Genomic DNA, 14984 nt, shown 5'->3' on the forward strand with positions numbered 1-14984 from the left:
GCGTGAATGCGCTGGGGGCTAGCCCAGCGCCTTGATCATCGCTTCCACGTCGACGAATTTTTCACGCGGAGCGCCCTGACGGGCGGCAGCGGATTCGGCTTGCTCGATCTTCTTCCAGTCCTTGAACGTCACTATGTCGAGACCCTTGGCGGCGGCGAATTCATCGAAACCTTCGCGCCCCTTTTTGCCGCCATTTCCCAGCGTGCCCTCGGCTATATCGGCGGCGATCTGCGCCACGATATTCGCGCCATCAGGCCGGTTGGTGCCGATTGTGCCGGACGGCCCGCGTCTTGCCCAGCCGACGCAGTAGAGCCCCTGTAGGATTCGCCCTTCATCATTGGCGAAGCGGCCTGCCCGGGTATCGAAGGGGACACCTGGAATGGGCGCGGTCCGATAGCCAATGCAGGAAATGACAAGGCTGGCGGGAATGCGCTCTATCTCGCCCGTGCCGACCGCTCGCCCCTTTATCAGCTCTGTGTGTTCGATCTCGACCGCTTCGACTTTGCCATCGCCAATCAATGCGCCGGGCTGCGCGAAGAACGCAAATTCAATAGCGATGCGCTTTTCCGCGCGGATGTGTTCGGGGGTTGCGGCATATTCGCGCAAAAGCGTGACTGATTTGCGCTGGCCCGGCTCCAGCATGGCATCTTCCGCCTCGTCAGGCAGATCACTTCTGGACACATGCGGGGCAGCATGATCGAGTTGGCCCAATTCGCCCAGTTCCTTGGGCGTCATCATGATCTGATGCGGTCCACGGCGGCCGAGAATCACGATGCGTTCAATCTTGCTGGCGAGCAATGCGTCTAGTGCATGGCCGACGATGTCGGAGCCTGCAAACTCACTTTCCTTCTTGGCCAGCATGCGCGCGACATCAAGGGCGACGTTACCCATGCCGATGACCACCGCCGTATCGCCGGAAAGATCCGGATTAAGAGCAGCGAATTCTGGATGACCATTATACCAGCCGACAAAGGCAGCGCTGCCAAAGACATTGTCCAGATCATCGCCTGGTAAGCCTAGTTCGCGGTCTTTCGGCGCGCCTGTGGCAAGCACCACGGCATCGTATAGTTCCTGTAATTGCGCCACTTCAATATCGCGGCCAATGGCGATATTTCCCACGAAACGCACGTTTTCGGTCAGCGCGGTTTTTTCATATCGTCGCGCGACACCCTTAATCGATTGATGATCCGGCGCCACGCCTGTGCGTATCAAGCCATATGGCACCGGCAGCAGGTCGAACACGTCGACTCGCACTTCATCGCCAAATGTCTTCAGCGCTGCTTCCGCAGTATAATATCCGGCCGGGCCTGAACCGACGATCGCGATATGGCGCATGCGTTCTCCAAGAGACATTTGTCCGCAAGAACATAACCGTTTTTCCAGCTTCGTCCAATGGAGGCGGGCAGATTGCTTCGCTATCCACGTGTGATCACCTCAACATCGGCACACTTTGCCTGTGGTGCATAGAAACATAGCTTACTCATACTAGTCGCGGGATCTGCACGATGAGCTAATTTTCTAGAGATTATGTCAACGTTTTCGCCCGGATTTAGGCGTTTGGTAAGCAAACCACTCTATAATCACACGTGAAACCTATTTGACCGCCGGACCAAGTGAAAGGCGCTATTTGGAGAAGCGACCTAGTGGGCGTCCGTGGCATGTTCAGAAATAGAGGCGGCATCTGCGCCGATAGTGCCCGCGTGCCCGATGCTGAGGCCGCAGCCTTTGCCTCGCAATTCGACGATAAATACAGGCTCGAACTCCTCGAATCCTTTGAACGCACGGGCGTAAGCTGGTTCTGGGCTACGGATCCCGATGGCGTGCTGATTTACCTGTCTCCGAGCGCAATCAGCAATTTTCCCGAAGGCTTGCCCGTTCTTGGCCGACATTTGGGCAAAGTGTTCGAAACTGCCGATACAAATAGCGGTGATGGTCGGTCGAGGCCGCTATCCTTCATGTTGAGCGCGCGCACCACATTTGACCACCACCCCGTCCATCTGATTTCACCTGAAGATGGTGCAGCTATCGAAAATGACGTCTGGTGGTCACTGACCGGAAAGCCCCATTTCGACGAGAAGGATGGCTTCCTTGGGTATCGGGGCATCGCACAGGACATCAGTGATTCCTACCAGCAGGCCCGTGCTTCATCGCGCGCCGCTGTCGTCGATTCCCTCACCGGGCTGGCCAATCGCCATCACATGACAAATCGTCTGACTGCGATGCTCAATGCCTATCGGGTCGAAAAAAGATCATGCGCCCTGTTGATGCTCGATCTCGATCGATTCAAGCAGGTGAATGATACGCTGGGCCATCCGGCTGGTGACGAGCTTCTGCGCCAGGTTGCGCAGCGGCTTCAGCGTATCGTCCCGGCATGTGCAGAGATCGGCCGCTTGGGCGGCGATGAATTTCAGGTCATCGTTCCCGATCTGGATGATCGCGGCGAGTTGGGTGAATTGGCCAATCGCATCATCCAAATGATCTCGCAGCCTTATTCCATCGAAGGCAGTCGTGCGATTATTGGCACTTCAATCGGTATTGCCATTGCGCCCTACGACGGCATTGAACCCAACGAACTGATCAAGGCGACCGATCTTGCGCTCTATGCAGCCAAGGGAGGTGGGCGCGCCCAATTCCGCTTTTATTCCAATGATCTGAAAGAATCGGCGGATGACCGCCGCGAAATTGAGGAAGACCTGCGCGATGCGCTAGCACATGGTCAGCTCGAAATGCACTACCAACCCTTCGTGGGCGCAAAAGATCACCAGGTCCGCGGGTTTGAGGCGTTGATGCGCTGGGAACATCCCGAACACGGTGCCATTAGTCCGACGGTTTTCATTCCGATTGCCGAAGATAGTAACCTTATTGATTCCCTGGGCGAGTGGGCCTTACGTCAGGCCTGCCTGGACGCGGCGAAATGGCCGGGCGATCTGGCGGTTTCCGTCAATGTTTCCGCTCAGCAATTCCTCAACGAAAATTTGCCCGTCGTTGTTGACAACGCACTTGCCGCGTCAGGTCTGTCGGCCAAGCAGCTTGAGCTAGAAATCACAGAAAGCGTCTTTATGGGTGATGTCAGCGCGACCGATGTCATGTTCAAGAAATTGCGCAAACTGGGCGTGCGACTGGCGCTGGATGATTTTGGCACAGGCTATTCATCGCTTTCATATCTGCGACGCGCGCCTTTCGACAAGATCAAGATTGATCAGAGCTTCGTGCGCGGCTGCACCGAGGGAAACAATAATTCCAATGCGGCAATCATCACCGCCATTGTCAGCCTGGCGAAGGCGATGGGCATGCGCACGACTGCCGAGGGGGTCGAGGCACTGGACGAGCTGGAACGCATCGGGGCGTTGGATGCGGACCTGGTGCAGGGCTTCATCTTCTCGCGCGCCGTACCGCAAAGGGCGGTTATGGAAAAGCTGGCAACCGGTGAATTGCACTATGAACCTATCGGTCCAGCCAGACATCGCGCAGATCGCAAGACCTTGTTCCGGCGTGTCGGCATAATCCACGAAGATCACCACTACACCGCGATGCTGCGGGATCTGTCGCGCAGCGGTGCGCGTATCGAAGGGCTTGTTGATGTTCCTGTCGGTACGCAGCTTGTGCTCGATCTGGGCGAGGGTCAATTGGTGGTTGGCACAGTGCGCCGGTCGCAGGATGCAACGCAGGGCCTGTCATTCGAAAAACCGCTGGTTAGTGATGGAGCAGGGGGGCTGGTCACACGCCACCGCGTTTCGCCCTATATGCTTTCTGCAGCCGGGATGCCGCTCCGCGCCCTTCCGGCAGGGCATCACACGCCTCCTCGCGCTACCAGAGGGCAGTCGTCCTCCCCGCGTTTTCTTGAAGTTGACATCATGGCTGGGTCGTTGCGCGCAGGCTGATTGCTAATTACAATGCTTATCTGTGCTGACAGGGCGGGCGCGGACCGCTAGAGGGCGCGCATGTCTACCGATCTTTCGCTGATCCGCAACTTCAGCATCATAGCTCATATCGACCACGGCAAATCCACTCTGGCCGACCGCCTGATTCAGGTCTGCGGCGGACTGACGGAGCGTGAAATGTCCGAGCAAGTCCTTGATAATATGGACATTGAAAAGGAGCGCGGCATCACGATCAAGGCGCAGACCGTGCGCCTTTCCTATACTGCCAAGGACGGCAAAACATACGAACTCAACCTCATGGACACGCCCGGCCATGTCGATTTCGCCTATGAGGTGAGCCGCAGCCTGGCCGCATGTGAGGGCGCGTTGCTGGTGGTGGATGCGGCACAGGGCGTCGAGGCGCAGACCCTTGCCAATGTCTATCAGTCTATTGAGCACGATCACGAGATCGTTTCGGTCATCAACAAGATAGATCTACCAGCGGCCGAACCGGACAAGGTCCGTGCTGAGATTGAGGACATTATCGGTCTTGATGCATCCGATGCCGTGCTGACAAGTGCCAAGTCCGGTATCGGGATCGAGGATGTGCTCGAAGCTCTCGTCACCAAGATTCCGCCACCAAAGGGCGATCGCGATGCGTCGCTCAAGGCCATGCTGGTTGATAGCTGGTATGATCCCTATTTGGGCGTCGTCATTCTTGTTCGGGTGCTTGACGGGGTTCTGAAAAAGGGTCTCGATATACGCTTCATGCAGGGCGGCACCCAGCATCTGGTTGACCGCGTGGGCGCCTTTACCCCGAAGCGCGTTGACCTGCCCGAAATCGGTCCCGGCGAAATCGGTTTCATCACCGCGCAGATCAAGGAGGTCGAACAGGCGCGTGTCGGTGATACGATCACCACGGTGAAGGGCGGGGCCGAAAAGGCACTTGCAGGTTACAAGGAAGTGCAGCCGGTGGTGTTTTGCGGGCTGTTCCCGGTTGATGCCGCCGATTTTGAAAAGCTGCGCGAAAGCATCGGCAAATTACGTTTGAACGATGCGAGCTTCAGCTATGAAATGGAAAGCAGCGCTGCGCTTGGATTTGGTTTCCGTGCCGGTTTTCTGGGCTTGCTGCATTTGGAGATTATCCAGGAACGGCTTAGCCGCGAATATGATCTTGATCTTATTACTACCGCACCTTCAGTGGTTTACCGCGTACACCTCGCCCATACAAAGAATGAGGACGCGGCCGTAATCGACATCCATAATCCAGCTGATTGGCCAGATGTGAACCGCATTGAGATGATTGAGGAGCCGTGGATCAAGGCGGTCATCTACACGCCCGATGAATATCTCGGCGCGATACTCAAACTGTGCCAGGACCGGCGCGGTGTGCAGATTGATCTCACCTATGTCGCGGGTCGTGCGCAAGTGACTTACGAACTGCCGTTGAATGAGGTCGTATTTGATTTTTACGATCGGTTGAAGTCGATCAGTCGTGGATATGCCAGTTTCGATTATGAACAGGTTGGCCTGCGCGAAGGCGATCTGGTGAAGATGAACATTCTGGTAAATGCAGAGGCCGTGGATGCGCTTTCGCTGATCGTCCACCGCAATGTTGCCGAAGAACGCGGCCGCGGTATGTGCGAACGGCTCAAGGATCTTATCCCCCGTCACCTTTTCAAGATTCCGATTCAGGCCGCTATTGGCGGCAAGGTCATTGCCCGCGAAACTATTGCTGCACTGCGCAAAGACGTGACCGCCAAATGTTATGGCGGCGATATCTCGCGCAAGAAAAAGCTGCTGGAAAAGCAGAAGAAGGGCAAGGCGCGCATGCGTGAATATGGGAATGTGAGCATCCCGCAGGAAGCCTTCATTGCTGCCTTGCGGATGGGAGAAGAATAGGTTTCAGCTCAGGCTTTTGACACGGCAACTGTCAAACCTTTGTTGTCTTCTTGATCGCAAACATTCGCCTGAAAAATTGCGCACGCCTCCGCCATCCGACTGTATTGCCGCCAACCATCTTCGCGGCAGGCATATCGAACAGCAAGGATACGACGGTAAATGCATACATCGTCCATTCGCGTCCGATTTGCCAAAACCGCCGCTTCACCTGTAATCTCGCCATCGGTCCTGCCGAAAAGCGACGTTGCGATGGGATGTCAAACAGATGCTGCAAAGTAAGCATTTGTGTCGATAACGCGCGCCGCGCTACTCCAGGATGGAAAAGCGGCAACATATTTTCCGAGACCAGTCCATCTGCATCCGCAAACATGTTTCGCAAATCGACGAGGTGCCTAAGATCGATTAGCCCACGCCAATAATCCCGCTCCTGTAGTTGGTCATGTGCAATCAGGATTGCTGCCTGCAATTCAGGCGAAGGCACTAAAACTGAAGCACCTTCAAAATCGGACTCTCGGCACAGCGCTTGAATGTCTTCATAGGTCCGTTCTCCTTGGAAGGTTCGTAGCCGGTAGTGAATATCGAGTCCGCCAACATCGCGATGTCGCTGCAAATTGATGCCATGCGTGGGCAATGTGCTTGATGGATATTCGGTAAAGCCGATCCTCCCGAGTGCCTCAATGGCAGCGTTCGCACTATCGTGCAGCAGCAGCAGGTCGATATCTGCGCAGAGCCTACCAGCATGCGCGGAATGACCGGATGCGAGAAACGAAGCGCCCTTGATCAATATCGGGACAATACCACAATCAGAGAGCGTCTTGACTGCCTCAACGAGTTGTTGGCGCATCATCGTGTTGCGCAAGTGGGTGCGCTCTGCGATTAGAGTGACGAACTCCTTTACTTCGACTGGCACTTCATCGCTTTGATCCATTATGTCAGCCAGTGCAGGCGTTACTAATGTCCTGTTTGCCAATGCGAGGGTTTTCTCCCAATCGGTTCCCGGTAGGATATTGCCGTCGAGAGCGCTGCACAAGGCAAAGAAGGTCGCATGATCAGGTCGCAAATTGTTGACCCAGCAATTGGCCCGCCTCCGCCGCCTCGCGATAGGATAAACGCAGCGTTTCCGCCCTTTCTACTGTGGTAATCATCGCTGCGACATCACTCGCCGACGCCTTGCCCGAATGTGATTTGGCTTCACTGCACAAATGGCGCAGGCAATCGATTTTTGACCAGGGGGAAAGATGTGCGGATGCTCCGCTTCGATCAAGCTGGATGAGTGCGCTGATTTTCATTGGCTTTGCATGCTGCGGGTCCTGAAGCGGGAGATAATACACAATCTCACCATCCTGACGCAGTTCTGGCTTCGGGTGCAATTCATCCCAAGTGGTTCCATCAATCATCGGCCAGCTCCCCCGCTTCAATGTCAGGGGTAGTGCCATGGGCATCACCTCGCCGCTCTGCGTATTGAAAAGTGCGATATCGTCTCCACCCAGACGCAGGCCGTGCTGGCTGGCAAACATCGCAAGTGTCGATTTGCCAGCACCGGGCGGGCCCATTAGCAATATGGCGCGGTTCGCGACGACAAGACAGGCGCAATGAAAGGCAATGCCGGTGCTCAGGTCGAGTGCAGCTTCTACAATGCTGAAGCGAAAGCTCGCTGCAAGAAGCTTTCGTGGGACCAGCCTTGCAGGTCGATCTGGCAGCTTGGCGATGCCAAGGTCACCCCACGCCCACGCCTTCGCCACAATTTTGGGAGTGAGTGTCTGGTGAAGGTGGCGATAGGAATCGAACCAATCCGAGTCGGCATCATAGGCTCGAAGTGTGATAGACGCATCGATGAGAGGCAGGTTCGCTGTCGCAGCGGGCATCGACGGAGGCGCTTGCCTATCCTCGAACACATCAATCATGCCGGTAGAGGACCATTCGCAAAGCAAGCGTTCAAGTTCTGGACGTCCGCCGGCAAGCGATGGCGATATTTCATCGCACAGCGTTGTGAACGGAATAGGGGTGTCGAGCAGGGCAAGGATAGCTGCAGCCGATGAATTCGGCTGCAGTATCAACTGGCTCGCCTCTGAAAACACAATTGGTTTTCCATCGAATGCGGTAAAAGCGGCGCTTTCGCTAAGCCCTATCAGAGGCAGGGCCGATTGCAGCGCGGTCAATTCATCGTCATGGGGCAGGAAGTCAGCCAAGCAAACTATGTTCAAGGACGCTGATTACCACCACCACGGCCATTTCCAGCACGACGGCCGGGATTTCCGGGGCCGGTTCCTGGTCCATCATTGATCGGCGGGTTTCCGGGAGGCGGCGGATCAATCCCATTGCCTACACCATTATTACCCCGTGGGCCTCCTGATCCGGATCGCGCGATGGCGGGAGAGGAAAGAGACGTCGACAACAGAACAGTCATAACCGGCGGAACGGTAATCGAATACTTCCCGCAGGCGCTCAGAAAAGCCCTCCGATCACTTTGTTTCACGTCCTTAGCTTCATTTACAGAATCAACCATGAGTTTAACTCCCCCTGGAAATGCGAATAGATGCTGATTCGATGAGATATGCAAATTGAATCTGTCTTTAGTTGAGGCATTAAACCTAAATAGTCAGACGAACGCTTATCTCGTCTTTTGAAAGGTGCGCGCCAAATCTTGCTTGCGGCGTCATTGCCATGATCAGCGACGCGATTGTAACGCATCCCGGGCCACAACAAATTTGATTCCCTGCTGCTCTATACTGCGGTGCAGCACCAGCTGATCTTCCATCGCAAGAGTGACATCCAAGTGCTCGGAGACATCTCTGCGTGCCACAAATTGCTGACAAGTGATCCTGATTGCGGGAATTTTACGGATGTAGGTGGCGCTTTTGATCGTGATGCAGCGCAGGTGTCACAATTGTTTCCAAAATGTCACACTACAGTCGTTCCGTATGTAACTTGTCCATACAGTGATTGTGCGAGAGCATGTGTCGTGCTTTGTCGCATCAAGGAAGGAGGGTTAGGTTGCCAGGCAACAAAGACGGATGAATCCGCAAGTCCGGTGCCTCCTTTCAGAGTATTTTCTCCCCCTTACCAGGAGTTTATTATGTTTAATCGCAAGACCAAGGCCTCGCTCCTCGCGAGTTCCGTGATCTTCGGGTCGCTCGTCGCCACTCCAGTGGTGGCGCAGGACGATCCCACGATCGAGCCCGCCGCAGCTGAAGACGAATATATCGTCGTCACCGGTTCACGCATTCAGCGTCTTAATGTTGAAACAGCAGCGCCAGTTGCGGTTGTCGACGCTGAAGAATTCTCCTTGTCCGGTGCGGTGAACGTTGAAAACGTGATCAACACCCTCCCGCAGGTTGTACCAGGCTTCACGTCAAACTCTAACAATCCCGGCAACGGAGCATCCACGTTGAACCTTCGTGGCCTTGGCGAAGAACGCACTATGGTGCTGGTCAATGGTCGTCGCTGGATGTTTTACGATGCCGATCAGATCGTCGATTTGAACACCATTCCGCAGTTCCTGCTGGAAGGTGTTGATGTTGTGACCGGTGGTGCTTCGGCCGTTTACGGTTCGGACGCACTTGCAGGTGTTGTAAACTTCCGTCTGCGTCACGTTGATGGCGTCGAAGTTGGGGGTCAATACTCGATCACCGATCGTGGAGATGGTGAACGTTATCAGATTCACGGTGCGATCGGCACCGAATTTGCTGACGGTCGTGGCCGCGCAACAGTGTTCGGCGAATATTTCAACCGCAAGTCCATTTTTCAGGGTGAACGCGAATTCTCGAACTTCGCGCTGGGCGGTGAGACTTTCGGTCTCCCGCTGCAGCAGTTCGGCTCTTCGACTATCCCGCAGGGTCGCTTCAACGCACCTGGTTCGGTCGCCGTTGCGCCTGGTGCCGAAGATCTCAATGAAGATGGCATTTGCGACCCCGGTGAAGGCTGCTCCATTTTGGCCCAAGGTCTCGTCATCGACGATGCCGTCTTTGATGCGCCCGGCGTCGCTCGTGCTCGCGCAGGCGACACCTATAACTATAATCCGGCCAACTACTTGCAGCTCCCGCAGGAACGCTATCTGATCGGTGGCTACGCCGAATATGAAATCTTCGATGGCGTCGAAGCCTATACCGAAGTTTCTTTCGTCAACAATCGCATTGCACAGGAACTTGCTCCCACGCCGGTAACCGGCACTTTCAATATAAATCTCGAAACTGCCGAGCCACTGTTCGATGATGCTACATTCGCAGCGCTTCAGCAATTGGACGCGAACGAGACGGTGGCTGCTGCACAACGTCAGGCATTTAATGATTCGCTTGGGTATTGTGGGCCGGGTGATACTCTGCCTGACGATCCCGATGCGCCGGCCTGTTTCGGCCAGCTTGCGGGTGCCGCTCCGGGAGTGGTCAGCACCTCGCTGCAGCGTCGTATGCTGGAAACTGGCGCGCGTAACACTCTTGACGAGCGCAATGCATTCCGTGTCCTGGCTGGCCTGCGTGGTGATCTGGGCAGTTACATCAACTGGGATGCGTATTACATGTACGCCCGTACCCGTAATGCCAACGTGCAAGACGGCAACATCTCACGTTCGGCCTTCCAGTCTGGCCTTGATGGTACCGGAACTCCGATTAATCCGTTCGGTGCCGGTACGCTAACCGACGATATGGTGGACGCGGTTACTATCCGTGCTCAGAACGGTGATGTTTCAACGCTTGAAGTTCTGACCGGTTACCTTTCTGGCACGTTCGGTGACTTTGCTTTCGGCGATGCTGCTCCTATTGCCTTCGCTCTTGGTGGTGAATATCGCCGGGTTGCAGCGAGCTTCATTCCGGATACCGCGCTCGCATCGGGCGATGTTATTGGCTTTAACGCCGGTAGCCCAACCGATGGCTCGTACAATGTGCACGAGATCTTCGCAGAGCTCGACATTCCACTTATCGAAACCGATTCGGGCCTCAGGTTGGATATCAACGGTGCAGCCCGCTATTCCGACTATTCGCTTGAGAACGTCGGCGGTGTATGGGCCTATGCTGGTGGTATCGAGTTCTCGCCAATGCCGGACATCAAGTTTCGCGGTCAGTACCAGCGTGCGGTGCGTGCACCCAACGTGGCCGAACTGTTTGGCGGTCAAGCGATCGGCTTCCCCGGCGCAAATGATCCCTGTGGCAATGATGAATTCATCTCTGCTAATCCCGGTTCTGAAGCGATCTGTGTCGCTACGGGCGTGCCATCAGGCAATGTCGGTAACTCCGACGTTGTTCAGCTGGACACGCAGATTCCTGCATTGTTTGGCGGTAACCCGAACCTTCAGGAAGAAACTTCGGACTCGTGGAGCGTCGGCGTGGTCATCCAGCCTACAGCCATTCCTGGCCTGACCATCACTGCGGACTATTTCGATATTGTGATCGAGGACACCATCTCGATCGCCGGTGGTAGTCTACAGGGCCTGATGGACCTGTGCTATGGCGACATTCAGGACATCTCGAGCCCAGTTTGTCAGCCATTTGTCGGCATCCGTAACGATGCTGGTGCCATTACGGTGGATGGTCCGCCTCTGGTTGCCGGTGTCAACATTGCCGAACTCGGCGTTTCGGGTATCGACCTTCAGGTGAACTACGGCATCGACATGCCCTTCTCGCTGTTCACCAATGGCGGTGTGTCTGACTTCAATATCGCATTCCTGGCTAGCTGGACCGAAAGTTCCTACTTCGTGCCGGTTCCAGGTCTCGACACCACAATTGAATGCGCAGGCGAGTTTGCGGGCCAGTGTGGTGAACCGACTGCGGCTTTTAAGTGGACCTCGCGTTTCAGTTGGGTTGATGGTCCGATGACAGTGTCGACTCGCTGGCGTCACCTGAGTGCTGTCGACGATGATGATAACAGCGTCGACTACGCCCAATTCAATGGTGTTGAGCGTATCAGTGCATATGACCTGATCGACGTCACCCTATCATATGCCTGGAATGATATGATTACGCTGTCTGTTGGTGTGAACAATCTGTTTGACACACTCCCAGGCACCCCAGAGTACGACGCGTCCGGTGTTGTGACCAACCGTCCCAATACGCTGCTGCTGGGTGATAACCAAGAACAGGCCAACACCTATCCGTCGACTTACGACGTGCTGGGTCGCGACTTCTTCGCATCGGTCCTGTTCCGCTTCTAAGCGAACTGACCAAGCGATTATCGCTTAAAGACGGGCGGGGGACTTCGGTCTCCCGCCCGTTTTTTATTATCTTGCAAGAATAGAATTGGGCAGGGCAGGCACGCTGCTCGCAGCGGGCAGGCCTGTTTAAGTTGCCAGTCAGTCCAGAAACTCGCACTCTGCGATCAATGGAACTCTGATTATCTGATCGCGATTTCCTGCTGTCTGCGCAGCTAGCTCGTACGAAACGATGCGTCCTAGCTCGTTTTCCGCTTGCCCGACAATTTTGTCCAGGATCGATGCCACTTGTGCGGGTGCATCATCGCACTTCAGGTGCGGGGTCTGATGTTTCGCGCATCACGTGCCAGCGACTTGGCAAATGCTTTCCAGGCTTCGCCACGCACATGATCAACGCTGCGCCAGCTTTCCGGTGGGCAGCCGCCGCTTTTGCTGCGGACATCACCGTGCCGTTGCCAAAAGTGTTCCAGACATCATGCACATTTCTGTCGGTCATGTGGCACCTTTCTGGCATTGCACGTCAAAGGCAACTGTCATCCGCCGCCCGGATGTGAAGGGTACGGTGCCATGATAGAGCGTACTGGGAAAAAGCGCTAGATAGCCATCTTTGGGTTGCAGAACATGGAGCGGTCCAAGATCTAGCCGCATATGATCGGGGGGGCGTCCCAGTTCAATCCAGCCGGCCTGACCTTCATGGTTGGCTATGTCCTTCGGCAGGTCGCAATATAGCGCTGACGATACAATTCCTTCAGGATGCACATGCGCGGCATGCCGGTCCCCGCCGCCAGCCAAACGTACGGACCACGATCCCGCGATAGACCAAGGCGCATCGCGGTGGCGCAGCAGCGGATGGTTCTTATCCTTGGCAGGGAGGCCTGCGCGGTAATCTGCGAGGGCGTCGAGAAGCGCTTCATGCAGATGCGTGATTTCAGGCTCGGCCCGGTCGAGCAGTGTCCCCCGTGTCTGCGTGCCGCCGCGAAGGGATTGCGTTAGCGGGAAGGCTGCGCCGTCGTGCAATTGATGGAGGAGGGGGAGCAGGTCTGGCTGCAATACCTCCCACCCGGGCAAGGGCAAAAGATGAACCAACCCAACCTGCCCGTGCAGCCACGCGGCGCGATCATCGCCGCGCATTCGCCAAAGAAAATCGCGCAATGCCCAGCCATCGGTGCTGTCGGGCATAACCGCAAGTGCCCTTTCAAGCAGTATCTCTGCCCTACCCATTTCGCCGCGCCTGATCCTGTGGCGGGCTTCGTGCACCGCGCGATCGGGCGTATCGAGATTAAGAGAGGCGAAGATTTCTTGGGCTGCGTCGTCTTGTCCCGCCATTCCACGCTGCATCGCTTCGAGCAAGGCGAGCTGTTGATCATTGGGAATGCGTAGGCGGGCAGCAGCAATCACTTCGGCCGCTTGCGATGGGTGATCATGGCCTGAAAGGATCGCGGCATGCGCCTGTACGATTGCGATATCCTGTGGGCGCTGGCGTGCGGCATCTGCAAAATGGCTGGCGAAATCGTCGTCACCTGCAGCAAGGCGAAGCTGTGCCAACACCCGCAGCGCGGCAATCCAGTGTGGTGCTTGCGCGACTAATTTCTGTGCCAGCTCTTGCGCGCGGACTGGTTCGCCCGCGGCATCAAGCGCCTCTGCCAGGCCGAGCCAGGCCTCCGCATCCGTTTGGTTGGCGACCAAGGCTCGCTCGAAAAGCTGCACCGCATCAGCTTCGCCACTTTCCAGCGCGATGCGCGCTCTGCCGTGCAGGGCGTTGGGCCGAGTGGGTTCCAGTGCAAGGCCGTGATCGTACCAGATCCTTGCCTGCCTCAGATCTCCAGAAGAGCGATGCGAGGTCGCCCGAACAGAGCAGTAGCGCGCATCATTCGCACCCTGCGTTTCGAGAGAGGAGAGCACTTCAACTGCTTCGTCATGACGTTCGAGCCGCGCTAGTGCGATCGCCAGATTGATGGCATATTCGAGCGTGTGCCCATCAATCCTGAGCGCCTGTGCAAAGCATGCTTCTGCCAGGGCGGCGTCGCCAGACCGCATCGCCATATTTCCGGTACTATTGGCAAGTGGCGCATCATTGGGAAAGGCAGAGATCCCTTCGCGCAGCACGCCCAATGCGCCTGTGACATCGCCTGTGTCGGCTAGGATTTTTGCTCGCTGGCGATAATGTTCAGGTGAACTGTTCACCTGTCGCGCAGCCACCCACTGATGGCATAGCGGCCCTTGGGCGCGAATGGTGGCACATAGGTGACCGCATGGGCCTGCGGCACGGCAAAGAGGTTCAGCGTATTAAAGCGCGGTTTGAAGCCGGTTTCAATATTGCCATCCTCATCAAAGAATACGAGATAACCGCCCCAATCAGGATACCAGTCATCTATGGTGAGGTTGAGAACATAGGCAATCCGCCAGCCTTCTGCGACATGGCTATCCATATGGCGGCCAAGAAAGTGCTGCGGGCCAAAGCAACTGGCATGGCCATCAGCCTTGGCGAGTTCAGGAATGTCTGTGATCTGCCGCATCAGGCCAAGAAACTCTTCTGCATTCAGATGTTCCAGGAGGATTTCGTGCGGGCCATCAGGGGCCCAGCCGCCCTGCAATGCCTCAACAAGAGAATACCGCATCGACCGATAGGCATAGTCGCGTTCTGCCGCGGCCTTGTCGGTCAGCTGCGCAATTTCCATGGCTTGCTTGGCAATTGCCGGATTGCTTAATTCTTGCGCTCTGAATCCCTGCGGCTTGCCATGTGCCCCGGCCTGCAGGGCAATGCCCCACTGCGTGTGGTGTTGAAGAATGCCGCGTAGTTCGCGTGCCGCCTCTTCTGTTAGAACATCGGCGATCTGCAAGCGGCGGTCTCGCGCAAATTGCCGGGCGAGGGCGGCGCGGTCGAGATCGGGGTTCAGCTGGAAAAGCGCCTTGGCCATGGTTCCAGCCTATAGGAAAAACATGGACGATCCGCTAGCCCAGCCAATCCGCTCCCGGATAGAAAAAGGCCCGTCTGCATCGCCATTCCGATAAAAATCCGGAAGAGGACGATGCAGACGGGCTGGATAGAGGCCTGGCCAGCGATGGACCGCATCTTACCCTAC

Annotated in this window: 10 protein-coding genes; 3 read left to right on the forward strand and 7 right to left on the reverse strand. The window is 56.0% G+C overall.

Features of this window, described 5'->3' with window-relative positions; genetic code table 11:
• Positions 1-18: 18 nt before the first annotated feature.
• Positions 19-1335 carry an FAD-dependent oxidoreductase gene (locus tag CP97_RS07870; protein WP_048885484.1) on the reverse strand — a complete coding sequence of 439 codons (1317 nt, stop codon included), beginning with the start codon at positions 1333-1335 and terminating at the stop codon, positions 19-21.
• A 323-nt stretch (positions 1336-1658) separates the two neighbouring features.
• Here CP97_RS07870 and CP97_RS07875 point away from each other — a divergent pair, with 323 nt between their 5' ends.
• Positions 1659-3881, forward strand: coding sequence for a putative bifunctional diguanylate cyclase/phosphodiesterase (locus CP97_RS07875; protein ID WP_053106596.1), 2223 nt, complete (start codon positions 1659-1661; stop codon positions 3879-3881).
• Positions 3882-3941: 60 nt separating this feature from the next.
• On the forward strand, positions 3942-5762 hold the full coding sequence (lepA, locus tag CP97_RS07880; protein WP_048885485.1) for a translation elongation factor 4: 1821 nt from the start codon (positions 3942-3944) through the stop codon (positions 5760-5762).
• Positions 5763-5793: 31 nt separating this feature from the next.
• Here lepA and CP97_RS07885 read toward each other — a convergent pair whose 3' ends face one another.
• From CP97_RS07885 to CP97_RS16635, 3 genes are read right to left on the reverse strand one after another with little or no spacing between them, the layout of a single operon-like run.
• Entirely contained in the window at positions 5794-6822 is a 1029-nt protein-coding gene (locus CP97_RS07885; RefSeq protein WP_048885486.1) for a nucleotidyltransferase family protein, read from the reverse strand.
• Positions 6812-7951, reverse strand: coding sequence for a hypothetical protein (locus CP97_RS07890; RefSeq protein ID WP_048885487.1), 1140 nt, complete (start codon positions 7949-7951; stop codon positions 6812-6814). Before CP97_RS07890 ends, CP97_RS07885 begins: the two co-directional genes overlap by 11 nt.
• Positions 7944-8075, reverse strand: a complete 132-nt coding sequence (locus CP97_RS16635; protein ID WP_257730309.1) for a hypothetical protein — start codon at positions 8073-8075, stop codon at positions 7944-7946. The genes CP97_RS07890 and CP97_RS16635 overlap by 8 nt, the downstream gene beginning before the upstream one ends.
• 649 nt (positions 8076-8724) lie before the next feature.
• Between CP97_RS16635 and CP97_RS07895 the strand changes: the two genes are divergently transcribed.
• Positions 8725-11904: a TonB-dependent receptor domain-containing protein gene (locus tag CP97_RS07895; protein WP_227819554.1), complete on the forward strand. Its 3180-nt coding sequence runs from the start codon at positions 8725-8727 to the stop codon at positions 11902-11904.
• 298 nt (positions 11905-12202) lie between these two features.
• On the opposite strand, the gene CP97_RS07900 is transcribed toward CP97_RS07895, so the two are convergent.
• Genes CP97_RS07900 through CP97_RS07910 form a run of 3 tightly spaced genes read right to left on the reverse strand, consistent with a single transcriptional unit; the run spans position 12203 to position 14819 of the window.
• Positions 12203-12397, reverse strand: coding sequence for a hypothetical protein (locus CP97_RS07900; protein WP_048885489.1), 195 nt, complete (start codon positions 12395-12397; stop codon positions 12203-12205).
• Entirely contained in the window at positions 12394-14085 is a 1692-nt protein-coding gene (locus CP97_RS07905) for a 2OG-Fe(II) oxygenase family protein (protein ID WP_053106701.1), read from the reverse strand. Before CP97_RS07905 ends, CP97_RS07900 begins: the two co-directional genes overlap by 4 nt.
• Positions 14082-14819 (reverse strand): 2OG-Fe(II) oxygenase, encoded by a 738-nt coding sequence (locus CP97_RS07910; protein WP_048885490.1) that lies wholly within the window; start codon positions 14817-14819, stop codon positions 14082-14084. The genes CP97_RS07905 and CP97_RS07910 overlap by 4 nt, the downstream gene beginning before the upstream one ends.
• Positions 14820-14984: the final 165 nt, after the last annotated feature.

Source organism: Aurantiacibacter atlanticus (assembly GCF_001077815.2).
Classification (GTDB): Bacteria; Pseudomonadota; Alphaproteobacteria; order Sphingomonadales; family Sphingomonadaceae; genus Alteraurantiacibacter; species Alteraurantiacibacter atlanticus.